We start from the raw sequence: 22,931 nt of genomic DNA, 5'->3' as shown, positions 1-22,931 counted from the left end.
CGCTATCTGGCGGCGGGAAACCCAAACCGCCCGCTCACCCGCCGCGCCCAGGCCTCGGTCAAACTCGCCTCGACCACGCCGAGCCGCTCTTGCGCATGAATGAACCGGTCCGACCCGACCAAAATCCCGCAATGCTTGGCCTCAGCCATGCCATTGAGCCGGAACAGCAGCACCTGCCCCACCGCCAGCTCACCGCTCACCGGCACCAGAAACCGCTCCGCCTCCGCCCTCAGCGCGCCCGCATGCGCCGGATCGCGGATATCGGCCCGATAGGGCGGCACCACCATCGGCTCATCGCCATAAAGCGTGCGCCACACCCCGCGCAGCAGCCCGAGGCAATCGCACCCGGCACCCAGCGTCGCCGCCTGATGCCGATAAGGCGTGCCCAACCACAGCCGCGCCGCCGCGACCACCAGATCGGCGTTCATTTCACCACCGCCCGCCCATCGAGCGCATCGCCGGCTCGCGGATGGCGCAACACGAAATCGCTACCCGGAATATGCGGAAAGCCGCGAAAATTGACCGCATTGCCGAACCTGGTCTTGCAGGTGCTAAACCGGCGATCGCACCCTGCCGTCACCGCAAGCGTATCGCCCACCTCGACCCACTCACCCGCGACGCCAAACGCCAGCACATCGGCCGCGCCATTGCGGGCATGCCCGATGACCCCGTCGCGCAACCCCTCGCGCCGGCCCGCGCCCCACAGCGCCGACCCGAACGCGAACCACCCCGCCTCAAACCCTGCCAACCCGCTCACCCGCAACCGGTACGCGTCCTCGACCGCCTCCACCGTCGCCGCCCCGCGAAACGCAGCACTCGCAGCATTGACGCCACAGCGCGCATCCCCAAGCTCGGCGTCGCACAGCCCCTGATAAATCCGGCCATGCCGGGCATTGAGCCCCTGCTGGCTCGAACGCAGTTCCGCGCGAAACACGCCATCCTCGCGCACGATCTCGCCGATGCTATCGCGCCGCAGCAGCAGGCGCTGGCTCACATCGGCCCAATTCACCCGCCAGCTTTCGACCTCCGCCCCGTCATAGCGCCCGAGCAAAATATCGTCCTCGCTGATGGCGTCGGTATGCAGCACGCCCAGCACCTGGCTGGTATCCACCTGCCCGCCCAGCTTGGCCGGCGCCTCGGCCCCGTCCAAGCCGTGCGCCGGCCCGAAATCGGTGCCGTCAAAGGTCAGCGTCCCGTCATGGTCGGTAAATCCCAGCACCACGCCATCGCTCCGCGTAATCCGCCAGCAATTGGCCAGCGTCGTCTCCCCGCCGACGATATGCGCCGCGAAGCCAACATCCAGCGTCCTCATGGTAAAATCTCCACCAGCGGAATGCTGGGCGCCTCCGCCGCGTCAAAACTGGTCAGCTCAATATCCAGCCGATCCGTATCGAACCGCACCGGCACATCGAACAAAAACCCCGCCGTCACCGCCGCCCCATTGGCCGGCGCCACCGAAAACCCGACGACCCCGGTCGCCACATCCACCGTCCAGCCGCTCAGCAGTTCGCTGCCCGCCACCGCCATCCGCACCGAGCCCGCCACCGGCCGCGTGATCGGCCGCAAATACGGATCGAAACTCGCCCCATACGTCTTGCTCAACTGAAAACTGGTCTGGCTACCGTCCCCGGTCCCAATCCGCTGATTGCTCGGCCCCGGCACGGCACCGCCGGACGAATAATCCAGCCCGTCGCGCCACAAAAACCCATGCAGGCGCCCGCGCCGTTCCTCGAAAAACGCCAGCACCGCCTGCATATCTGCCCGCGATTTGACGCCATAGCCCGCATTGTAGCGCCGCCGCGAATGCCGCCAGCGCCCATTGCGCTCCTCAGCCCCGCTCGCCAGCGTCACCACATCCGTCCTGCGCTCCGGCCCACCCCGCGCGCCCAGCGCAACGTCCAGCGGAAAGCGCACAGCGTGAAAAGCCATGAGAAAAATCCTGTTCCAGCCGCCTCCCAACCACGGCGTCATTCCCGCGCAAGCGGGAACCCACTCTTGGGGAGGTGGCAAATAAGAGAAGAATAGGCTCCCGCTTGCGCGGGAATGACGCCTCGTTTTGGACGGGTTCGCCCGAAACGCTAACTCGCGCGCGTCCCTCGCTTCACGGCCCTGAGCAGCATCGCGCTCACGTCAGCCTCACTGGTCATGAAGCTACGCGCATCGCTGGCCGTCACATTGAATGTCACATTGACCCCGCCGCCGCCCCCGCTGACGCCCAACCGCCCATCGCTCCCGCGCTGCAACGGCATGATCGCTTCCGGCCCAGCCTCGCCCGCCAGCCCCAGCCCGCCGCCCATCGGGAAGTATCCCGGCGAAGCAATCACCCCTCCCTTGGCAAACGGCTTCACCGATGGATTGGTCGCCGTGAACAGGTTCTCAACGAGCCCACCCACGAGGGTCCCAACCGGCTTGAGTGCCGCCTTGAGCGCGATATCGGTGAAAGATTTAGCGATATCGCCCAGCAGGTTCTTGAGCGACTTACCGTCGCCCATCGCGCCCTGAAGCGCCGAACTGAGCGTGCGCGCCACGCCGGTCCCGAGGTCGCGAAGGCGGTCCAGTTCACGCTCGCTGTCACTCATTTCCGCACGGAAACTATCGAGAAGCGTCTCATCGGCCATCGGGAAATCTCTCCATCAAGTCATCCAGCGCGGCGCGCGCCGGCGCCTGCACCTGTTCGCCGGCAATTGCGGTCCAGGCCGCAGCCAGTTCGCGCGGCGTCAGCCGCCAGAACGCCTCGGACGACAGCCGCAGCACCCCAAACCCGAACCGCATCGCCGCCTCCCAGGGAAACGGCGTCACGCCGCCTCTCCAAACGTTGCCTTGAGCAGCCTTGCGGCGATCTCCGCCGCGCCCTTGAGCCCGCCCTCGATGCTCAGCCGCGCGAGGTCGTCATCCGTGATGGCATTGCCACCACCCCGCAGTCCCGCTCCCAGGATGGCGGTCAAATCCCGCGCCGAAACCCGCCCGTCGGAGAAGCGCTCGGCGAGCCCCACGAGATCCCCCGCCTGCAATCGGGCCTCCAGTTCGGCGAGCGCGCCGAGGGTCAGGCACAGTGTCTTGCGCTCGCCGCCGATAACCGCATCGACTTCGCCACGTTGCGTATTCGCCATGGTGTTTCCTTTGATTGTTCTGGAGAGGCAGACACCCTCATCCGGCCCCCGGGCCACCTTCTCCCCGTCGGGGAGAGGGTGGCTCGCGAAGCGAGACGGGTGAGGGTGTTTGCCTCCTCAAGGCCCCGCCTAAATCACCGTAAACGTCACTTCCCCCGCGCTTTCCAGCGCCAGGTCGAACGTTACTTCCCCCGCATGATCCGCCGAAAATTCCAGCGCCGTGATCTGAAACGGCCCCTGGACAACCCCAAAATCCGGGATGATCAACTGCCAGTTCCGAATGGTACCGCCAAAGAACAGCGTGCGAATTTGCGCATCCGACGCGCCATCCTTGAAAATCCCCGAGCCGCTCACCGAGGCTTTCTTCACCCCGCCGCCGGCCAGCAACTCGCGCCAGCGCCCGGCGCTTTCCTGGTCGGTCGTATCGACCGTCGAGGCATTGAACGCCAACGCCCGCGTCCGCAGTCCCGCCACCGTCAGAAAACTGCCCGACCCGGTCTGGTCGAGCTTCAAAAGCATGTCCTTGCCGCTCTGGGCTGCCATGAGATGTGTCCTGTGTTGAAGGTATCAGTCGACACCCTCCCCCTTGCGGGGAGGGATCAAGGGTGGGGGGATGTTTGGCCCCAATCCGGCATTGTGGCTCCCATCACCCCCTCCCAGCCTCCCCCATCAAGGGGGAGGTGTCTGCCGGTGGGTTGAACTGGATCGAGTCAAACGAGTGGAGAGAAACCTCCCCCTTTGATGGGGGAGGTAGGTGGGGGTGTTCTCGACGAACCCCATTCGGCGAATGACCACCGCCCCTACCCCGCCTCACTCAAAAACCGCAGCGTCACCGCCGCCCGCGCCTGCCCGTTCTGGATTACCGTATCGGTGCGCACATGCTGGCGATGCGTCACCACCAGCCCCGTCGCGCCGAGCTCACCCAGCGCCACAGCCACCACCCGCTCGGCCACCGCCAGCACCGCCTTGCGGCTGGCCTCGCCATGCCACACATGCAGCAAAACCCGATGGTCGTACCCCGGCGCGCCGTCGCCATCCCGGGCCAGCGCATCATGCCGCGCCACCACAATATAGGCCCCACTCCGCCCCTTCGGCGGCGCATCGAACACCGCGCCGGAGCCGATCAGCGCTACCAGGTCGGCGTCCGCATTCAGCGCGCCCACCAGCGCGCCCTGCAGCTCAACAATGGCGTGCATGGTCTACCCCGCAAAACTGGTTTCATTGCAGGCGCAGCTCAAATACGCCCGTCGCCCATTGAGGTCCGCCGCCGTCACCACATCGAGATTGCGTCCGCGATAGACGATGCGATCTCCCGGTCCCAGATCGGGCCGAAACCGCATCACCACGCTGTGCGAAATGCCAACCGCACGCCCGTCCGCCTGCTCCATTCTCCGCCCCGTCAAGCTGCGCACGCGCGCCCACACCGTGGCCATCGGCACATAAAGCGTGGTGTGCCCACCCTCGTCCTCGCCGGTCATTTCCTTGCGCCGGATTTGCACCCGGTCCGTCATCGTGCCGATCGGCGGAATGCGCTCGCTCATAGCCGCGCCTGCCGATGCCTGGACACGAGAAGGTCAAACCCTGTGGGCACCACCGATCCGGACCCGGCCACAATCACCGCATCGCGATGCTCGAACCAGTATGCCACCAGCACCAGCAGCGCCTGGCGGATATCGACCGGCACCTCCCCGGGCTCCGTTCCGAAACCGGCCACATAGTCGATCTCCAGCCCCTGCCGCTCGCGCAGGCTAGGCATCCCCGCCACATTGAGCGGCAGCAGCAACCGATCCGGTTCGGCGAAAAACTGCGCCATCCCGATCGCATGCGCGCCGCCGCCATCGTCATAGGCATTGATCTCGGTCAGGCTGATAAACGGCCCCACCGGCAGCTTGACCATGCGATTGGCCGGCCACCGATCCAGCACCACCCGCCAGTTCTGCGCCAGCAGCGCTCGCCCGGTGACACCCTCGATATGCAATCGCGCCGCGCTGATCAGCGTGCTGATCAACCCATCCTCGGCGTCGTCCTCGACCTTGAGAAAGCCTTTCGCCTCGACAAGCGAAACCGGCTCCTCCGCGGGCCCCGCGAGAAGGTATGACGTCATGATGATTTTCCTGATCGTTGGATTTGCGCCGAGCTGTCCGCTCCAGCGTCCCCTCCCCCTTGAGGGGAGGGCCAGGGTGGGGGGAACTATCCGCAGGCGTGGAGCCCCAGGCCCGCCACTCCCGTTGCATACTCCCCCCACCCCCCCCTCAAGGGGAGGGGCTTAGCTCAGTGCTTGCTTTTAGCTCGCCGCGAACTTCAGCAGCTTGATCGCGTCAAAATCCGCCACCCCGCCACCGACCCGCTTGGTCGTATAAAACAGCACATATGGCTTGCTCGAGAACGGATCGCGCAGCACGCTCACGCCCTGGCGATCCACGATCAGATACCCACGCTTGAAATCACCGAACGCCACCGACAGCGAACTTGCCCCAATATTCGGCATGTCCTCCGCCTCCACCAGCTCAAAGCCCATGAACCGGGCCTTGCCATCCGCACTCGCCGCCGGCTGCCACAGATAGTTGCCGTCGGCGTCCTTGAGCTTGCGCAGCGAGCCCTGCGTCTTGCGGTTCATCACCCAGTTGGCGTTCTGGCGATAGCCGGCCTTGAGCGCATAGACCAGGTCGATCAGCACGTCGCTGGCGCTCGTGGTCGGCAGAGCGCCGGCTGCTCCGGTGGCGACATAGCCCAGATTACCCCAGCTCCAGCTCGCCTCGGCCACCGTGGTCGAAGCCAGAAAGCCCTTGGGCTTATTGACGCCGTCACCGGACACAAATGCCGTAGTTTCCTGCGCAGCGAAGGCCGCATTGACCTCGTCGGCGATCCACTGCCCGACATCCACTGCCGCATCGTCGAGGAAGGCCGAGGTCGCCGCCGGCATGGCGTAGAGTTCCATGGTCGGATAGTTCAGCTCGCCCAGCGTCTGCGAATTGGTGGTCGGGCGCGCCGCTGTCTCACCCACCCAGCCCGTTGCCGGCCCGGTCAGCGAAATGGCCCGCTTGTAGACCGAACCGGACACCTGCCGCACACCCGCAATAGCGCGGATGGGCGACACCGAGGTCAGCATGCGGGTGATTTCAGTCTCGGTTTCGGCCGGCACCACAAAGCCGCCATCGGCATTGACGCCCACCGACAGCGCCTTCTCTTCGCCGCGCTTCACATAAGCCGAGAAGGCGTCCTTGTATTCGCCGCCATGTCCGCCCGATTTGCCATCGAGCAGCGGCCGCGACTTGTCGGCCAGCGCGCGATCCATCGCCGATTTCTGCCCGTCGAGCACGGCATTGAGCCGGTCGAGCTTGCCTTCCAGCAGGCCATCGGCGCTGCCGCGCTTTTCGATTTCGCCCAGGCGCTGGTTATTGGTGCGCTTGAACTCCTCGAAAGCGGTGGAGAATTCGGCGAACATGCCGGCGACATCGCCGCCGGTGCCTGCCTTGATTTCAAAACTGTCGTCGGTCCGGTCCATGGAAAATCCTTTAAGGGTTGCGGAGAACGGAAATCGCCGCCGCGATTGCGGCGCCGGTCGAATGGTCAGCGGAGGCCGCGATGCGCGCGTCCTCCAGCATGGGAAAAGTCACGATCGAGATTTCGAACAGGTCGATCGTCCAGAGCTTGCGATGCCCGCCTTGCCTGGTCGCCTTGACGGTGCGGAAGCCGATCGACAGCCCATCGATCGCACGGCTCTCGATCAGCAGCCGGATCGCATCCGCCCTCGGCACGCCGGGCACCAGCCGCCCGCTGACGAATAGCCCGTGGGCATCCTCGCCCAGGCTCTCCCAGATGCCGACGGGCTCCTTGGGGTCGTGCTGGAACAGCAGCCGAATACGCCCGCGCCGCTTTGCCAAGCTCGCCGAGAACGCGCCCGGCATCACCATATCGCCGCCTGCATCGAGCGTATTGAACAGGCTGGCATAGCCCGAAAACCGCCCATCCGCGTCGATGGGTATCCTGCCTGCCGCCGCCATCAGCGTTTGCCCGGCTTGGTGGCCGATGGCTTCACCCCGGCCTTGACGCTGGCCAGCGTGCCCGCCAAATTCCAGGCAAATTGCCGGAACGTCTGCTGCGCATTGTCCCGGTTCTGCTTGTCCGCCACAGGTCAATCTCCCTTTTTGAACAGCCGGTTGAGGCTGGCAATTTCGTGCACGAAATCGTTGAACCGCTTGTTCGCCGCCGCCAGCTCCTTGAGCGTCCACACCAGCAGCGCACTCGCCCCCGACGCCCACAAAAACAGCGCCAGATGTGCGAGGTCGCCGCGCTCGATGACGGTTTTGGTCAGGTCGTCCATGATGGTGTCTCCGCAAACAGAAACGGCCCCCGAAGGGGCCGTGTGTGTTGGTTCAAAAGCTCGCGTGCGTGGACAGCGCTATTCCGCCGTCAGGTCCAACTCTGTCGCCATCGCACCAGGCTGACGGCCGCGGCTTTGCCACGGTCGGCCACCGCCAACGTCCTCATCCGCCGCGACGCTAGGTCGGCAAGGAAAACCGCCACCTCATCAACCGAAGCCGGCCCATCCAGCAGGTCAACCAAGGCCGGCAGGTCACCTAGGTACTCGTCCCACATCGGAGGGTCATTCCGCGCGTTGATAGGGTCCCATTCCAGCTGCAGGATGGCCCTGACACCGTTAAGTCTATCTGCAGCTTTGACAATGGACTCCCTGCCCGGCAGGAGCCGTGCTTTGAAGAACTTCGGATATGTAAGCAACAGCTCAATCTCTGCATTACTCAAGATGCTATCTGGGTATTCCGGCCGTGCTGCAGACTTGAGATCGAGTCCAAGTGCGACGTCATACATTTCCGCGGGGAGCGGAGCGATAGAGACGATTGTGACGTATCCGCCATCAGCATAGACACGGGTCTTGCCATCAGGGTTGAACCTGAGCTTGACTTGGGTGGTCACGTGCCGCGCGGAGAAGCCGCCCAGGTCCGTTTTGTAGACAAGCAGGAGTTTCTCTTGCCCACTCGCGCCTAGTCCAAAAATGACGTCACCCACGCGGACTGCATCAAGAACTTCGAGTATGGCCGGCATTAACGCCTCACTTTTGCGTCTTGTCGTATCCCTGCAGCGTTAGTCGCTGCTCCTCATAGGGCAGACCTTGAATTCCCAGAAATTTCACGGCGCAGTCCCGGCAAAGGTTTTTGCCAAAGATATTGAACATTCCCGTTGTACCAAAAGTACCACCAAATTGGCAGCCACCGGAGAACCCATCACAGCGCGGGCCCGCTACATGCACCCGGTCCGTGACCTGTTGTCCGCCCGCTGGATTCAACAGGTCGGCAATCCACTGCCCGCCGTCCGACGTACCTGCCGGTGCTCGCGGTTGGCTCTCGCGATAACGCCGCTCGAATGCCCTTACGAAGAGATCGAACTTCAGTTCGAGCGTGGCGAACTGGACGTCAGCGATCAGGGCGCGGAGGCTGGTCGAAACGGACCGCGCTATCGCTACGCGCCTACGCCCAGCATCGCCCTTTTCTCCGCGTCGCTCAGAAACTCCGCTGATCCCACCCGGCTCCACAGCGCCGCGCGGTCCTCGGCCAAAGCCTCGACCCCGTCAAAATCCGCCTTGATCACCGCCCCACCAAAGGCCGGCGACAGCCAGTTGTTCAAATCCTCGGCCACCCGCAGCACCAGAGGGATCAGCGTCTGCCGCCACAGCGCGCGATTGGCCTCGGCCAAATTGGCGTAGGTGTTATCGCCCGGTATCCCGAGCAGCATCGGCGGCACGCCGAAAGCTAGCGCGATGTCCCGCGCTGCCGCATTCTTGGCCTCAATGAAATCCATATCCCTGGGCGACAGTGCGATCGTCTTCCAATCGAGCCCACCCTCCAGCACCATCGGCCGCCCAGCGTTCGACGCCCCCGAAAACCCCTGCTCCAACTCGGTCTTGAGCCGCTCGAACTGCTCGGTAGTCAAATTCCCGCCCGACACCGAATAGACCAGCGCCCCGCTTGGCCGCGCCGCGTTGTCCAGCAACGCCTTGTTCCACTGCCCGGCGGCATTGTGGATATCGAGGCTGGTCTGCGCCGCCTCCAGCGGCCCCATGCCGTAGTGATCGTCGAGCGGATGAAACAGCGCCATATGCAGCACATCAGGCACCGGCAAACTGTCCTGCCGCAGCCGCGTGGTCTTGCCGCCGGCGGTATAGTCATAAGCCATCGGCCAGCCGTCGCCGCCCGCCACCACCCGCATCCGGTCTGGCCGCAGGCAGAACAGCGCCTTGACCTCGCCGTCGACCACGCCGGCCTGCAGATAGGCGTTGCCCGCCGTCTGCAGATAGGCAAACACCGCCTCCAGCATTTCCCCGCCAGACTGCCGCCCATTGGGCCGCCCGAGCAGGCTCGCCAGCGGATGCTCATCCACCCGCCGCCCATTCTCCTCGATCACCAGCGGCACCCGATTAGCCGCCTCGGCGATCAGCCGAACACAGCGATACACCACCGGATTTTTCGCAAATCCCTGGTTCACGAGGCTCGCAAACCCGCGATTGCTCCAGCTCGCCGCGCCCAATTGACTAAGGCTGAGCACCGAATGCCCAGCAAAATCCTTGCGTTCGACAGGCGTGTTGTCGCGCCCGCCCGTCAGGCGGTTGAACCAGTTCGGCATGTCAAATTCCTTGTTTTGCTAAACCCGGCGCATGCGCGGGCTCACATCATCCAGCAGCAATTCGGTGATCGCCCACACCAGCGCATCCACCCGGTCCGGCGAATGCCCATCGCTGCGCCCGTCATTGCCGAACGCGCACATTTCGTCCTCAAGCTCGCTCAGCCCCGCCACGTGCCGCACCAGGCCCCGCCCATACAGCGCCGCCACCGGCTCCGCCCGCAGCCACTTGCCCCGCGTCGCCCGCACGGCGCGCACCGGCACGTTTGGATCGACCTGCGAGATCACCGACTTGACCAGATCTCCGCCCTGGTTGACCTCGACCACAATGGCGTCGGCACCATGGGCATGAAACGCCGCCACCGCCCGCCTGGCCCAGGCCAGCGGCGCCGCCGGCTTCAGCGTGCGATCCTCCAGCACCACGGCGCCCTCGCCCACCCGGCCAGCCACGATGATCCCGCAGGCGTCGGAGCGCTCATTGCCCGTCACCGGCGGATCGACCGCCACCACAATCCGCTCGGGCACGACCGGCCCCACCGGCACGAACATCCCTCGCTGCCACAGGGCATCGGGCATGTCCTCGATCATTTCGCCATCAAGTTCCTGCCGCCCCAGCACCGAGCCGCGATAACGGCCCACTACCGTGTCGAGGAAACTCGGCGCCAGATGCGCTCGGTTATCCGAAGTCTTCGCCCGCGTCACCGTGGTCAAAGGATCGGCCAATAGCCGCTTCAACAATCGCGTCGGCTTTGGTGTCGTCGTCGCCAGTTGCCTCGGCTTGTCGCCCAGCCGCAATCCGAACTGCAACATGTCCCACGCCGCTTCCGCATCAGGCCATTTCGCCACCTCATCGCACCAGGCAGCCGCGAATTGCGGCCCTCGGAACCGGTCCGGATCGGACGCCGACATCACCACGGCCTCCACCCCGTTGGGCCAGATCAGGCTGGTGCCCTTCAGCACCGGCCGCTCCTCGTCAGGGTGAACATTCAGCAGCCCGCTCTCACCCCGGATCATCACGGCGATGGCTTCGGTCATGGTTTCTCCCACCAGCGCGATCGGCGTCACTTTCGCCGCCGCCAGGGAGCGCACCCATTCAGCACCGGCCCTGGTCTTGCCCGATCCGCGCCCGCCCAGCATGAGCCAGGTCGTCCAGTCGCCGTCCGGCGCAAGTTGATCGGCCCGCGCCCAGACTTCAGCCCAGCCGTAATACTTCGCCTCGGCCTGTTCGTCGGTCAGCGCTGCGACTTCGGCGACTGACTCAGCGCTGCTTGAGCTGGTCAAGGCGCCGGGCCAGCTTGTCGCGCAGATCGCGCATGTCCTTCTTCTGCTTGGGCACATTGCCCGGCTCACCGCGATTGAGCTCGTCCAGCTTCTCGAAGGTACGAACAGCCACGCTCAGCAGGCCGACCTCCTTGCCGTCTTGTTCGTCCATCGACAAATTCTCCAGTCTGGTTATGTGTTGATCCAACACCTTGAACATGCGCCCCAGCAGCAGCGAGCGGGCGCTCGGATCGCGTTCCGATCGCATCAGCCAGTCGTCGCGCCGGCGGCGATATTCCAACGCCCCCTTGGTCACTCCGAAACGCTCGCAGACGTCTTCGATAGTGCCCTCGCCGCTTTCATAAGCTTCGCGGACATGCGGCCAGCTGCGCGGGCCGATGTTCTCGTCGCCGTCCTGCATCATCGCCGCCTGACCCAATTTCTCGATCATGCCCAAAAGCTAACACGCCACCGTCACGCGGGGATTTGTTGCATAAGTTTGTGTGCGATCGCAGCGCACGTTTCCCCAGTAGTCCTCATGGTGAGGTGCGAGTTCTTCACGAGCCTCGAACCACCAGGGCATGGCTCCAGGCCAACAAAAAGCCCCGCCCTGCATACGCAGAACGGGGCCCAACCCTCGGCAAAAACCCAAGCCTACAACCGTACGAAGTCCACCTGCTTGCACGCCACCAATTGACACCCAGACAGCTTCATCTCGTTGGCATTGACCAGCGTCACCGAGCCCAAAACCTCATGGCCGTCATACTTCACCATGCCGCGCCACTTGTTCTCGTCGATCGATTTGGCGTTCTGCACCACCGGCTTGTTCAGCAGCGCCAGGTTTTCCGGCGTCCGCGCATCGGCGCGCAGCCAGGTCAGCTTGGCGCAGAGTTGGGTTCCGTCGCCGCAAAGGCTCACCTTATAGCGCGACTCCCCGGTCGTGGTCTGCCAGGTCCCAACCGGGCTCAAAACCTGCGCCGCGACGGGCGCAACCAGGCCGAGGGCGAGCAGCAGCGCGGCGGCGGCCTTCAAAAATGTCATGTGTCTTCCTTGAGGCTCGGGGCCATGCCCGCCAGATCGCGTTGCCGCGCTCGGTGACGCCGAATTCAGGCTGATGTGTGATTGGGTCCGGCAAATACGATCGTTTTGGTGAACGAGGTGCTAACCATGGCCCCGGGCGCCGCGCCGAAACTTGCCGTGCTGGCAGCAGGCGAAATACGTCTGCACGGAGCACCGGCTGTCAGTTGAAGCCCCGTCCCTTCCCACCGTCATCACCGGGCTTGTCCCGGTGATCCATTGTCCCACACCCGCAGAAAGCTGGATCGCCCGGACACCCGGGCAATGACGGCCCCCCGGATATCGATCTAGCCAAATCTTCTTGAGGCTTCCATCGCCAGCCCTAAGCCCACGCTCCCCAACACATCCGTGCGCACCAGCGCCGCATCCGGAAACATGGCCCGCAGCCGTGCCACGATCACCGGCACCAGCGTCGATCCCCCCGTCAGGATCAGGCTATCGATCGCCTTAGCGCCGACCCCTGCCCGCGCCAGTGTCTCGTCGATCGTCGCGGCGATCCGCTCCACCGAATTGTCCAGCGCCCGCGCCAGGTCGGCATTGCCCATCACCGTATCGATCTTGGCCCCACGGCTCTCGAAGTGAAACCGATGTTCCGTCGCATCCGACAGCGCGATCTTGGCCTCTTCCACCGCCCCCGCCAGCCGATGCCCCTGCCGATCCTCGACCAGCGCGATGAACTGGCTCACCAGGTCCGGCCGCCGCGCCTCGTTCCGTGTCCCGATCAGGTCGCGCAGGGGCTTGGCGTGATAGAGCCGGTTGATCCGATGCCAGGTGGCAAATTCATGATACGGCGCCACCGGCAGATAGCGCTTGCCGTCCCGTGTCTCGCTGCCCAGACCCAGTTCGGGCATCACCTTGGCCACCGACAGCAACCGGTCGAAATCGGTGCCGCCGACATGCACGCCGGCCGTCGCCAGGATATCGTCGGCGCGCTGCGGCTTTTTGGAGCGCTCCGGCGAAACGCGGATCACCGTAAAATCCGAGGTACCGCCGCCCAGATCGACGATCAGCGCCAATTGCTCGTCGCTCACCTGCCGCTCATAGTCGAGCGCCGCCGCAATCGGCTCGAACTGAAATTCGATATGCTTGAAACCCTGCGCCCGCACTGCGCCTTCCAGCTGCTTCTGCGCTTCGGCATCGGCCACGGCATCGTCATCCACGAAATGCACCGGCCGCCCTAGCACCACGCTGTCCACCGGCCCGCCCAGTTCAGCTTCGGCGCGCTGCTTCAGCTCGGCGATGAAAATCCCCAGAATTTCGACGAAGCCGTAACTGCGCGCCTTTACCCGCGTGCTGTCGCCGATCAGCGACGTGCCCAGCACGCTCTTGAGCGAGCGCATCAGCCGTCCCTCGGCACCGGTCACATATTCGGCGACGCCGGCGCGGCCGAAATGGATGGTGTCATCCTCGAAACCGAAAAACAGCACGCTCGGAATGGTCGGCTTGCCGTCCTCAAGCGCCAGCAGGCGCGGTCCGCCATTGCGGGTCGCAATGCCCATGGTCGAATTGGACGTGCCGAAGTCGAGCCCGCAAGCGGTGGCCATGATGAGGATTTCCGTCGATTGCGCCGCGCGCCGGGCGGCAGAAAAACGGGCTTCTTAGAGGCAGACGCGCGCGGAGGGAACCCCTCCGCTTAGGATACTGCTTTGCGCTTACGCTCTTGTGCGGGCCTAAGATCGACAGCTTCAATCCTGTTGAGCCCACGCTTCTGCGCCTTGATCAGCGCCTCGGCTGCCGTCTCGAAGAATTTGCGATCATAATTGCCGCGCGGATTGCCGACGGCCAGGCCAATGCCGGTCGTCACGATGCCGGCATGGCTTTCCTTGTGCGCCAGGCCCAGATCACGCACTGCGCTGGCAATCTTCTGCGCCGTGGCCCGCGCCATCAGCACCGGAAAATCGGGCAGCACCACGACGAACGAGGCCTGCCCCAACCGCAGCACGCTATCGCCCTCGCGCGGCAGCACCGCTCGGATCGCGTCGCGCACCGACATCAGGCAATCCTCGGTTTCGAGTTTGCCATAGGCGGTGCAATATTCCTTGAAGCGGTCCAGTTCGATGACCAGCAGGCTCAACGACACCTTGCGTTCGGCCGAGCGCATCCAGGCCATCACCAGCTCTTCCTCGAGCCGGGCGCCGAGTCGCGGCTTCATGCCGATCGAACGCGCCATCGCGGCCTTGCCGTAAGCGGGCAACCGCTCCTGTGGTGACGGGCGCGTGGCGCCCAATGCCATGCGGACCCGGGTCCAGAACGGATCGGCAGTTACCTTCATCGTCACGGTATCGGTCATGTTGATGCCTGTTCTGGGCTCGCCATACGCTGCGCGTGCCATGATCTGGCCACATCATGGTTAACAGTCAGTTTACAACGGGGGTTAACCGCCGGTTATCGCACCGGTAAGCACTGCCCCGAGGTTGCGTGGACAGTTAGTCAGGCCGGAGCGAAATGGTGGTTTTCGAGAACCGGAGCGCAGCGTACGTTCGGGTACGTGAGCACCGGAAGCGCAGAAAACTGCCATTTGCAGCCCGGCCTCACCAACTGGCCACACAACCTAGAGGCTCTCGGGCGGTTCCCATTCCGGCCAGTCGACCGCGTGCTCTTCCCAGGTGTCGGGATCGACATCGGTTTCGAGGAACGTGCGCCCCTTCACCGAGACGCCGACATCGATCACCGTCTGCGGATCGCCCGAGACCAGCGGATGCCACCACGCCAGCCCCTTGCCTTCGGCAATGCGGCGATAGGCGCAGGTGGTGGGGATCCACTTGATCGAGACGACGTTCTCGGGATCAAGCTTGATGCAGTCGGGCACCTTCTTCTGGCGGCCCGGATAGTCGGTGCAGGCGCAGGTATCGCCGTCCAGCAACTGGCAGCGCACGTCGGAGGTGATCAGCAGCCCGCTGTCCTCATCCTCCAGTTTGATCAGGCAGCAGCGACCGCAGCCGTCGCAGAGCGACTCCCATTCGGTCGGGGTCATCTCGGATAGCGATTTTTCTTCCCAGAAGGCCATTTTAACCTGAGCCAGTTTATGTTGTTGCCGGTTTGCTCTTGTGCGTCGCCAAGGGCAATCATATTCCAGCGATTGTGTTGCCTATGGGGACAAAGCGGACAAAGGTCCGTGACCCTTCCAGCCGAGGATCGACGTGCAGGATCCCTTCTATACCAAAGAAAAGCGCGTCAAGAAATCCAGCATGCTGGCTGCAGACGCGTGGCTGGATTCGTCGCTCTACGACATGGGCCAGTCGGCCGGTCGCGGCTGGACCAAGTTCCAGGACATCATGTCCGTCTTCCGCGTTCGCGGCATCACGCGGCTATTCGTCGAACTGCTGTCGGACGCGTTCACCTTCGGCGCCATCGGCGCGGTGCTGATGACCGCCCTGGCATTGCCGGCCTTTGACGCCACCGCCACCGGCGAATTCAACAAGGCCGAAGACTATTCCGTCGTCTTCCAAGATCGCTACGGCAACGAAATCGGCCGCCGCGGCATCCGCTCGGACGATAGCGTGGCGCTGGCCGACATGCCCGACTACCTGATCAAGGCCACTCTCGCGACCGAAGACCGGCGCTTTTACGAGCATTTCGGCATCGACGTCGTCGGCACGCTGCGCGCCATCGCCAGCAATGCCTCGGGCGATAGCGGCACGCAGGGCGGCTCCTCGATCACCCAGCAATTGGCCAAGAACCTGTTCCTGTCCTCCGAGCGGACCATCGAGCGCAAGGTGATCGAGGCCTTCCTCGCCGTCTGGCTCGAATGGCACTATTCCAAGGACCAGATTCTCAAGCTCTATTTCGATCACGCCTATATGGGCGGCGGCAATTTCGGCGTCGTCGCTGCCTCGGATTTTTATTTCGGCAAGAAGGTGCAGGACATCAGCCTCGCCGAAGCCGCCATGCTGTCTGGCCTGTTCAAGGCCCCCACCAAATATGCACCCCATGTCGACCTAGCCGCTGCCCGCGCCCGCGCCAATCTGGTGCTGACCAATATGGTGGCCGCCGGCTTCCTCACCGAGGGCCAGGTCACCGCCGCTCGCCGCCACCCAGCGTCACCGGTCGACCGTACCGCCGATGTCAATTCGCCGAATTATTTCCTCGATTGGGCCTTTGAAGAGGCCAAGACCATTATTGAGGCGTCGCACCACACCTCCAACAATTTCGTGGTCCGCACCACCATCGACACGACCCTTCAGAAGTACGCCGAGGACGCCGTCACCTCCACCGTCCGCGACAGCGGTGCGCAGTATGATGTCGAACAGGCCGCCATGGTCGTCACCGACACCAAGGGCGCGGTGCGCGCCATGGTGGGCGGGGTGGACTACGGCAAATCCCAGTTCAATCGCGCCATCGTCTCCAATCGCCAGCCCGGCTCGTCGTACAAGATTTTCGTTTATGCCGAGGCACTAGAACAATTGGGGCTGACACCCCAGGACCTGATCACCGATCGCCCAGTGTGCATCGGCGACTGGTGCCCGCAGAATTACGGCCGAAACTACAAGGGCTCGATAACACTGGCCAGCGCGCTGGCCCAATCGCTCAATACAGTCGCCGTCACCTTGTCGATCAAGACCGGCCGCGACTCGATTGCCGCCCTGAGCCACCGCATGGGCCTGCGCGCCGACTATCCCATAACCCGCTCGCTGGCGCTGGGCGTGGCCTCCGTTTCGGTCCTCGACATGGCATCGTCCTATGCCGTGCTCGCCGACGAAGGCTACAAGACGCCAGCCTATGGCATCAACCGCATCGCCTCCCTCACCGGCGACGTGATCTTTGAGGCGCATCCGGACGAGCCGCGCGAGCGCATCCTGAGCGAAACCACCGTCAAGGGCATGAACCAGATGCTGCGTGGCGTGGTTACCGGCGGTACCGGCACCAAGGCCCGGATCGAGGGCGTGCCAGCGGTCGGAAAGTCAGGCACCACCTCGTCCTATCGCGATGCCTGGTTCTGCGGTTTCACCGGCAATTATGTCGCCGCGGTCTGGTTCGGTAATGACGACTACCATCCGACCCGCACCCTGACCGGCGGCAACCTGCCGGCCGTCGCCTGGCAGAAGTTCATGGCCTATGCCCACACCAATATCGAGATCAAGCCGGTGTTCGGCGTCGATTTCGTGCCGGAAAAGGTGATCATCGCCGCAACCGATCCCAGCCAGGTCGAGGACGCGCCCGCCGAACGGCCGCCGACCCTGAAACCCGCCGCCGCCCGCAAGCTGGTCGATGTCGCCGACATGTTGCGCAGCACGCTCCGCGCCACCCAGCCGGTCACCGACCAGGCCAGCACGCCCATCCCGGTGGAGACGAACGGGCTTTAAGTGTTGGGTCGGGGCCAAACCAGCCCCAACCCTGACGCAATTCAAATCCCGCTTCCGCCCACGACCGCCCATTGCTATAGCCAATACCTAAAGTTGCAGCGACCAGGCCATCCATGTCCCTTTCTCCCGCTTCCGACGCCTGATCCTTGCGTTTCGTCATCCACCTCCTGTTGCTGGTTACGGTAGCGCTCGGCGTCGGCTTTGGGCTGAGCTATTACGCACTGACCGATGGCCGCCTGTTCGGCGCCGCCGTGGTCGGCCCCTGGATCGCATGGCCCGATGTCGGCACGGCGGCGCCCAATCCCTATACGCGCGGTCACCTGACCCGCACCGCCGGCCTGCAACTCGGCTTGAGCGAGGGCTTGCAATTCACCGCCACCACAGATAGCGCGGGGGACACCTTATCGCTCGCCTGCACCTATCGCATCGCAGGCAAGACCCCCTTGGCGACGTTCTGGACCTTGGTGGCCCTCGATGCCGCCGGCGTCAATCTCGCCCGTCCCGGCGAGGATGCGGCAATGCGCTCGAACGCCATCGCGCGTACCGATGACGGCGCCATCCTGATTTATGTCGGCAAGCAATTGGCGCCGCAGAACTGGCTCGAACTCACCGGCACCGGCAATTTCCGCCTGGTGCTCACACTCTACGACACCGCAGTCTTTTCCGGCTTCGGCACCGGCGGCGAGACCATGCCGTCGATCCAGCGCGAGGGTTGCGCATGATTCGCACCCTGCTCTGGCTGCTTGGCGGCGCCATGCTGGGCGGCATCATCCACCTCGTGGTGATCCTGACCCTGCCGGCGTTGGCAGAAGACACCATCTGGACGCGCATCGCCGGGCTCAATGCGCAAAACAAGATGGTGATCCTGCCCCAGGTCGTGCCCGGCGAACCCAATCCGCTTGGACTAGACCCCGATGTTGCCTACGGCGTCTGCCAGATCGACCTCAACGCCGGCCCGGCCTATCTTTCGGGCCTTATGCCCGATGCGTTCTGGTCGGTGGCGCTGTTCAACAAGCAGGGCATCATCACCTATTCGACCACCAATCGCGACGGCATCGGGCAGACACTCGAAATGGGCATTTTCAACGCCGACCAGACGCGGCTGCTGGCCCAGCAACAGCTCGATATTGCCGAGGGCCTGCTGGTGGTTGAGTCGGTAGACGACGATATTTTCGTGCTGGTCCGCCTCGCCCCTCCCCACCAGGCGATGCGCCAGCGGTTTGAGGACGATCTGGCCAAGGTCAAATGCGGCATCAAGACCCCGGCGCCAGCGCCGGCTTGAGCCTGTTGCCTTCGACCGCGCTCCGAGGGCAAACTCCTCCTAAGGAGATTGGCCATGAACGAGAAGAACCAATGGGGCCTTGGTCTGAGCAAGGGCATCGTGCTCCTGGTTGATCACAACCCCGACTGGCAGCAGGCTTTCGCCGAAGAAGACACACGCATCCGCGCCGCTCTCGGTTCCCTAGTCATGGACGTGCAGCATTTCGGCAGCACGGCCATTCCCGCCATCCGTGCTAAGCCCATCCTCGATGTCATGCTCGGCATCGAGGACTTTGATCAAGGCCCACAGCTGGCCCCAGCCCTTGCTGATATCGGCTACGAATACGTCGCCAATGCCGGAGTGCCGAACCATGTGTTCGGCAAGGGCCAGCCCCGCACCCATTTGCTGCATGTCGTCGCCCATGACGGTGCCAAATGGCACCGCAATATCCGCTTCCGGGACCGGCTGCTGGCCGATCCCGCGCTGGCGCGGGAATACGAGGCTCTCAAGGACCGTCTAGCGGTGGAGTTTGCCGACAACCGCGCCGCCTATACGGACGCGAAGCAGGATTTTATCGACGCGGCAGTGGCTTAAAGCCAGCCGAACAATACGCCGACGCCGCCGAGTGCAAAAGCGCCGCCAGCAATCCGGGCGATGATTTGCCCGTGCCTACCCACGAGCTTGCTCATGCCCAGCGCCGCACCAATGCCTGCACCGTGCAGTGCCGCCGTCGCCGCCACGAAACCCGAGGCATAGAGCAGCCCGCCCGCGCTTTCCGGCATTTCCGCCCCATGGGCGTGGCCATGGAACACCGCGAACGTCCCGACCAGCGCCATCGCTCCGGCAACGGGGATCGGCGCCTTCAATGCGGCCGCCCCGCCGATAACCACGCTGGAGAGCGCGATCCCCAGCTCAACGAAGGGAAGATTAACGCCATTAATCCCCAGCGCGAAGCCAACCACCATCATGGCAATAAAGCTGAGCGGCACCAGCCACAGCGCGCGCCCGCCCAGCACGAAGGCAAAGACGCCGACCGCGACCATGGCCAGAATATGATCCAGGCCGCCCATGGGATGCTCGAAACCATGCACGAAGCCTACCGCGTGTAGCGGATCGGGATGAGCAAAGGCCATGGTGGGGAAAAGAGCGAGAAAAATCAGGACGAGAAAAGCGCGCATAGCATTCCTTCAGCGGGCTATTACGCCCACTTCGATGTTACAGCCCAATCCACACTCGCAAGCCGAACTTGCCAGCAAATCCTGCCTCTGGCAACGCGCCGCCGCTGGAAATTACTTGGCCGTCACCTTGGGTGCCACTTTGGCCGCGACCTTGGTCACCAGCAACTGGTTGAGCCTGGTGCGGTCGGCATCGACCACCTCGAACACAAAACCCGACTCTTCGACCTTATCGCCCTTACGCGCCGCCCGGCGCAGCCGGTGCACGATGAAACCGCCGATGGTTTCATAGGGTCCTTCAAGCAGCGTCTTGAGGCCCAACGCGCGGGTAACATCCACCAGCGGCGCCACGCCATCGACCAGCCAGCTCAGATCGTCGCGGCGGAGGATCGCCTCCTCCTCGAATGGATTGGCTAGCCCCTGCATCAGCGCGCCCATCAGGTCCTTGAACGTCACCGCCCCCACGACCAGCGCGTATTCGCTGACCACCAGCGCAAAGCCGGTGCTTTGCGCCTGAAACTCGGCCAGCACTTCCCAGATATTGAGGCTGTCGGGCACGCTGAGCACATCGCGCCGCGCCTTGCCGAAATCGATCGGTCCCGGCTGCTCGATCGAGGTCGCCAGCACGTCCTCGGCCCGTACGCAGCCGATAACCGCATCAATGCCGCCATCGCAGATCGGATAATAGGAAAACGGCCGCCGCTGCACTTTTTCGCGCTGTACTTCCGGCGGATCGCGCATGTCGAGATAAACGATATCGTCGCGAATGGTCATCACCGAGGTGACGCTGCGCAGTTCCAGCGCCAGCACGTTCTCGATTAGCCGATGCTCGTTCTTCATCAGCGCGCCTGAGGCTTCGCCGCCCGCCAGGATCATGCGGAAATCCTCAGTCGTCACTTGGTCATGCGGCACTGCCGGATGCAGGTCGAGCCGGGCGATAATCCAGTCGGAAAGGCCACTGAACACCCAGACCAGCGGGCGCAGCACGATGACCGCATATTGCGGAAACCAGCCGACCGACAGCGCCACTTCCTCGGGGATCAGCATGGCGATGCGCTTGGGGACTAGGTCGGCGAACAATACGAAGAGGGCCGTGACCACGCAGAACGCGACGATGCCCCCGGCATTGGAGGCCATGTCGCCAGCGCCCAGCCGAACAAAGATTTCTGAGAAAATTGGCCCAAGGAAACCGTCGCCCACGACGCCGGCCAGGATAGAAATCGCGTTGGTGCAGATTTGCAGCGCGGTGATTACCCGCCCTGCATCAGCCCGCAACGCCACGAAGCGCTGGGCCTGTTTGTTCCCCGCCTCAGCCAGCGCGCGAATGCGCACTTCGCGCGCCGCCGCGAAGGCAATTTCCGACAGCGAAATGACGACGCTGACGCCGATCAGGCCGATGATAATGAGCAGCCCGACCAGCGGAGTCATGATGTCAGTTCCGTTCCAAGGCGCTCAAACGGCTGCGCCACTGTGGGGACGCCATCCTAACACGGCCGCCTTGGCGGCGTCATGGTGAACGAGCCAGAACCGGAACGAATGCCGTTCGCCACACATTCTTCCTGCCCCAGCATCGGAGAGCATCATGAGCGAGCCCTATTCCGTCGCCATCATTGTCGGCAGCCTGCGGGCTGCCTCGTTGAGCCGCATGACCGCTAAGGCGCTGATGGCGCAGGCGCCCACCGGCCTGCACTGCCGCATCGTCGAAATTGGTGACCTGCCGCTCTATAACGAGGATCTCGAGGCTCACACGCCAGCCACCTGGACGCGCTTTCGCGCCGACATTGCCAGTTCCGACGCGATCCTGTTCGTCACTCCGGAATATAACCGCTCGATCCCCGGCGGCCTCAAGAACGCGCTCGACGTCGGCTCGCGCCCAGCCGGCAAGAGCGTTTTCGATGGCTTGCCTGCTGGCGTCGTCAGCATCACGCCCTACAAGCTGGGCGCCTTCGGCGCCAATCACCACCTGCGCCAGACGTTCGTCTTCCTCAACCTGCTGCCGATGCAACAGCCAGAAGCCTATATCGGCGGGGCTGGCGAATTGTTCGATGAGACCGGCGCGCTTAACAACAAGGACACCGAGGCGTTCCTGGCCAAGTTCATGACCGCGTTCGAGCGCTGGATCGGCATCATCCGAGCCAATCCAGCCTGACGCCTATTTCAGGTCCACGTGCTCGACGCCATAGTTGCGCGAACCGTAGCGCGACGGAATCTCCGCCTGCTGACTACCGATGATAAGCCCCTGCCCGCTGCAGAAATCGCCGCGAGTGGCGCGATCGAGATAGACCTTCATTTGCCCGAGCGCATCGTCCACCGCCAAAGACTGCTCATGGGGCGTTTCAACCAGCAGATGGTTCAGTGCATAGTCGTAGGATTGATAGCGATAATCCAGGGCCCGCACGAACCAGTTGATGTGCATGTCGTTCTCGGCACGCCGCGCAGCGACGTCGCGCCGGACATCGGGTTCCAGGCCGCTCAATCCGTCCTCAGCAACGCCGCGTTGGCGATCGACCTCCTGCACCTGACAGATCGAGATGAAGGTCGTCGGTATCGTATCGATATCGGCCTGGATATGGCGACCAACGGTCGAATAGCGCGTTCGTGACGATCCGTAGTCCGCTCGCTTCAGCCAGGTGTAATAACGGTCGATTGCAAACCGTAGGTCGGTCTCGCCGGTGATTCTGGTGCGCTGCAGCTCCACGGCTACATCGTAGAACCAGTCCTTGGCATGCGGCGCGACCAGGAAACGCCAGACGCGGTTGTGCATCTCCTTTTCCTGATCGGTCTGATTGAAATTGGAAACCGGCTCATGATGCCCCTTGGCCAGCGAGTTGCCTATGGTGGGCATCATCACGTCGTGGGAGAAGCTGGGATCGGCCCGGCCGAAATCTCCCACCGGGCGCGAAACGCAGCCCGCAGCCAACGCCGCGACACCAATGATGACCGCGGCGCCGAAAAACTGGCGGAGACGTTCAGACACGCTTGCGCTTTGGTCTTGGCGGATCGATGCGATTGTTCGGCGCCACAGGCGTACCGCGCTCATACCGTACTCCGGTAAAAATAAGAATCTGGGCGTTCCCTGCTGGCTGCAAAGCTCCGCTGGCGGGCCGGC

30 protein-coding genes are annotated in these 22,931 nt (G+C 63.7%); 5 read left to right on the top strand and 25 right to left on the bottom strand.

Annotation, left to right across the window (positions count from 1 at the left end; translation table 11 throughout):
• Window positions 1–2: 2 nt before the first annotated feature.
• The 22 genes from JWP26_RS16575 to JWP26_RS16470 form a co-directional block, all read right to left on the bottom strand.
• On the bottom strand, window positions 3–428 hold the full coding sequence (locus JWP26_RS16575) for an NlpC/P60 family protein (RefSeq protein ID WP_299730160.1): 426 nt from the start codon (window positions 426–428) through the stop codon (window positions 3–5).
• Window positions 425–1,312, bottom strand: a complete 888-nt coding sequence (locus tag JWP26_RS16570; protein WP_299730158.1) for a DUF2163 domain-containing protein — start codon at window positions 1,310–1,312, stop codon at window positions 425–427. The genes JWP26_RS16575 and JWP26_RS16570 overlap by 4 nt, the downstream gene beginning before the upstream one ends.
• Window positions 1,309–1,929: a DUF2460 domain-containing protein gene (locus JWP26_RS16565; RefSeq protein WP_299730156.1), complete on the bottom strand. Its 621-nt coding sequence runs from the start codon at window positions 1,927–1,929 to the stop codon at window positions 1,309–1,311. Before JWP26_RS16565 ends, JWP26_RS16570 begins: the two co-directional genes overlap by 4 nt.
• A 149-nt stretch (window positions 1,930–2,078) precedes the next feature.
• Window positions 2,079–2,618, bottom strand: coding sequence for a phage tail tape measure protein (locus tag JWP26_RS16560; protein ID WP_299730154.1), 540 nt, complete (start codon window positions 2,616–2,618; stop codon window positions 2,079–2,081).
• Entirely contained in the window at window positions 2,608–2,799 is a 192-nt protein-coding gene (locus JWP26_RS16555) for a rcc01693 family protein (protein ID WP_299730151.1), read from the bottom strand. The genes JWP26_RS16560 and JWP26_RS16555 overlap by 11 nt, the downstream gene beginning before the upstream one ends.
• Complete coding sequence (locus tag JWP26_RS16550; RefSeq protein WP_299730148.1) at window positions 2,796–3,110, bottom strand: gene transfer agent family protein; 315 nt, start codon at window positions 3,108–3,110, stop codon at window positions 2,796–2,798. Before JWP26_RS16550 ends, JWP26_RS16555 begins: the two co-directional genes overlap by 4 nt.
• Window positions 3,111–3,239: 129 nt before the next feature.
• Complete coding sequence (locus JWP26_RS16545; RefSeq protein ID WP_299730146.1) at window positions 3,240–3,653, bottom strand: phage major tail protein, TP901-1 family; 414 nt, start codon at window positions 3,651–3,653, stop codon at window positions 3,240–3,242.
• 257 nt (window positions 3,654–3,910) lie between these two features.
• A complete protein-coding gene (locus tag JWP26_RS16540; protein WP_299730143.1) occupies window positions 3,911–4,306 on the bottom strand; it encodes a DUF3168 domain-containing protein in 396 nt (131 codons plus the stop codon).
• A 3-nt stretch (window positions 4,307–4,309) separates the two neighbouring features.
• Window positions 4,310–4,651 carry a phage head closure protein gene (locus tag JWP26_RS16535; protein WP_299730140.1) on the bottom strand — a complete coding sequence of 114 codons (342 nt, stop codon included), beginning with the start codon at window positions 4,649–4,651 and terminating at the stop codon, window positions 4,310–4,312.
• A complete protein-coding gene (locus JWP26_RS16530) occupies window positions 4,648–5,214 on the bottom strand; it encodes a phage head-tail connector protein (protein ID WP_299730137.1) in 567 nt (188 codons plus the stop codon). The genes JWP26_RS16535 and JWP26_RS16530 overlap by 4 nt, the downstream gene beginning before the upstream one ends.
• 180 nt (window positions 5,215–5,394) lie before the next feature.
• Window positions 5,395–6,615: a phage major capsid protein gene (locus JWP26_RS16525; protein WP_299730135.1), complete on the bottom strand. Its 1,221-nt coding sequence runs from the start codon at window positions 6,613–6,615 to the stop codon at window positions 5,395–5,397.
• 10 nt (window positions 6,616–6,625) lie between these two features.
• Window positions 6,626–7,114, bottom strand: a complete 489-nt coding sequence (locus tag JWP26_RS16520) for an HK97 family phage prohead protease (RefSeq protein WP_299730132.1) — start codon at window positions 7,112–7,114, stop codon at window positions 6,626–6,628.
• Entirely contained in the window at window positions 7,114–7,242 is a 129-nt protein-coding gene (locus JWP26_RS16515) for a hypothetical protein (protein ID WP_299730129.1), read from the bottom strand. Before JWP26_RS16515 ends, JWP26_RS16520 begins: the two co-directional genes overlap by 1 nt.
• 3 nt (window positions 7,243–7,245) lie before the next feature.
• Window positions 7,246–7,434, bottom strand: a complete 189-nt coding sequence (locus tag JWP26_RS16510; protein WP_299730126.1) for a hypothetical protein — start codon at window positions 7,432–7,434, stop codon at window positions 7,246–7,248.
• Window positions 7,435–7,523: 89 nt separating this feature from the next.
• The gene (locus tag JWP26_RS16505) at window positions 7,524–8,174 is read right to left on the bottom strand and encodes a hypothetical protein (RefSeq protein ID WP_299730123.1); all 651 of its coding nucleotides are present in this window, start codon (window positions 8,172–8,174) and stop codon (window positions 7,524–7,526) included.
• Between the two features lie 414 nt (window positions 8,175–8,588).
• On the bottom strand, window positions 8,589–9,749 hold the full coding sequence (locus JWP26_RS16500; protein WP_299730120.1) for a phage portal protein: 1,161 nt from the start codon (window positions 9,747–9,749) through the stop codon (window positions 8,589–8,591).
• An 18-nt stretch (window positions 9,750–9,767) separates the two neighbouring features.
• Window positions 9,768–11,027, bottom strand: coding sequence for a terminase family protein (locus JWP26_RS16495; protein ID WP_299730117.1), 1,260 nt, complete (start codon window positions 11,025–11,027; stop codon window positions 9,768–9,770).
• Window positions 11,005–11,463: a hypothetical protein gene (locus JWP26_RS16490; RefSeq protein ID WP_299730114.1), complete on the bottom strand. Its 459-nt coding sequence runs from the start codon at window positions 11,461–11,463 to the stop codon at window positions 11,005–11,007. The genes JWP26_RS16495 and JWP26_RS16490 overlap by 23 nt, the downstream gene beginning before the upstream one ends.
• A 197-nt stretch (window positions 11,464–11,660) precedes the next feature.
• A complete protein-coding gene (locus JWP26_RS16485) occupies window positions 11,661–12,047 on the bottom strand; it encodes a DUF2147 domain-containing protein (RefSeq protein ID WP_299730111.1) in 387 nt (128 codons plus the stop codon).
• 323 nt (window positions 12,048–12,370) lie between these two features.
• A complete protein-coding gene (locus JWP26_RS16480; protein ID WP_299730108.1) occupies window positions 12,371–13,627 on the bottom strand; it encodes an Hsp70 family protein in 1,257 nt (418 codons plus the stop codon).
• A gap of 89 nt (window positions 13,628–13,716) precedes the next feature.
• On the bottom strand, window positions 13,717–14,415 hold the full coding sequence (locus JWP26_RS16475) for a diguanylate cyclase (protein ID WP_299730105.1): 699 nt from the start codon (window positions 14,413–14,415) through the stop codon (window positions 13,717–13,719).
• Window positions 14,416–14,634: 219 nt separating this feature from the next.
• A complete protein-coding gene (locus tag JWP26_RS16470) occupies window positions 14,635–15,090 on the bottom strand; it encodes a YcgN family cysteine cluster protein (RefSeq protein WP_299730102.1) in 456 nt (151 codons plus the stop codon).
• Between the two features lie 133 nt (window positions 15,091–15,223).
• On the opposite strand from JWP26_RS16470, the gene JWP26_RS16465 reads away from it, so the two are divergent.
• The 4 genes from JWP26_RS16465 to JWP26_RS16450 all read left to right on the top strand — a co-directional run bounded on the left by JWP26_RS16465 (window position 15,224) and on the right by JWP26_RS16450 (window position 19,241).
• Window positions 15,224–17,386, top strand: coding sequence for a transglycosylase domain-containing protein (locus JWP26_RS16465; RefSeq protein WP_299730099.1), 2,163 nt, complete (start codon window positions 15,224–15,226; stop codon window positions 17,384–17,386).
• Window positions 17,387–17,532: 146 nt separating this feature from the next.
• On the top strand, window positions 17,533–18,108 hold the full coding sequence (locus tag JWP26_RS16460) for a DUF1214 domain-containing protein (protein ID WP_299730097.1): 576 nt from the start codon (window positions 17,533–17,535) through the stop codon (window positions 18,106–18,108).
• A complete protein-coding gene (locus tag JWP26_RS16455) occupies window positions 18,105–18,668 on the top strand; it encodes a hypothetical protein (protein ID WP_299730095.1) in 564 nt (187 codons plus the stop codon). Before JWP26_RS16460 ends, JWP26_RS16455 begins: the two co-directional genes overlap by 4 nt.
• A gap of 54 nt (window positions 18,669–18,722) precedes the next feature.
• The gene (locus JWP26_RS16450; protein WP_299730093.1) at window positions 18,723–19,241 is read left to right on the top strand and encodes a GrpB family protein; all 519 of its coding nucleotides are present in this window, start codon (window positions 18,723–18,725) and stop codon (window positions 19,239–19,241) included.
• Here the strand turns inward: JWP26_RS16450 and JWP26_RS16445 are convergent.
• Entirely contained in the window at window positions 19,238–19,825 is a 588-nt protein-coding gene (locus JWP26_RS16445) for a HupE/UreJ family protein (protein ID WP_299730091.1), read from the bottom strand. The two genes, JWP26_RS16450 and JWP26_RS16445, sit on opposite strands and share 4 nt — an antisense overlap.
• A gap of 111 nt (window positions 19,826–19,936) precedes the next feature.
• Window positions 19,937–21,250 carry a hemolysin family protein gene (locus JWP26_RS16440; RefSeq protein WP_299730089.1) on the bottom strand — a complete coding sequence of 438 codons (1,314 nt, stop codon included), beginning with the start codon at window positions 21,248–21,250 and terminating at the stop codon, window positions 19,937–19,939.
• Window positions 21,251–21,404: 154 nt separating this feature from the next.
• Between JWP26_RS16440 and JWP26_RS16435 the strand changes: the two genes are divergently transcribed.
• Entirely contained in the window at window positions 21,405–21,971 is a 567-nt protein-coding gene (locus JWP26_RS16435) for an NADPH-dependent FMN reductase (protein ID WP_299730087.1), read from the top strand.
• A gap of 3 nt (window positions 21,972–21,974) precedes the next feature.
• Here the strand turns inward: JWP26_RS16435 and JWP26_RS16430 are convergent, their stop codons facing one another.
• Window positions 21,975–22,862, bottom strand: coding sequence for a hypothetical protein (locus tag JWP26_RS16430; RefSeq protein WP_299730084.1), 888 nt, complete (start codon window positions 22,860–22,862; stop codon window positions 21,975–21,977).
• Window positions 22,863–22,931 lie beyond the last annotated feature (69 nt).

This window comes from Devosia sp. (assembly GCF_028290435.1).
GTDB lineage: Bacteria > Pseudomonadota > Alphaproteobacteria > Rhizobiales > Devosiaceae > Devosia.
Note: the sequence above shows the minus strand (reverse complement) of the source record. Positions and strands in the feature narration are given on the sequence as shown.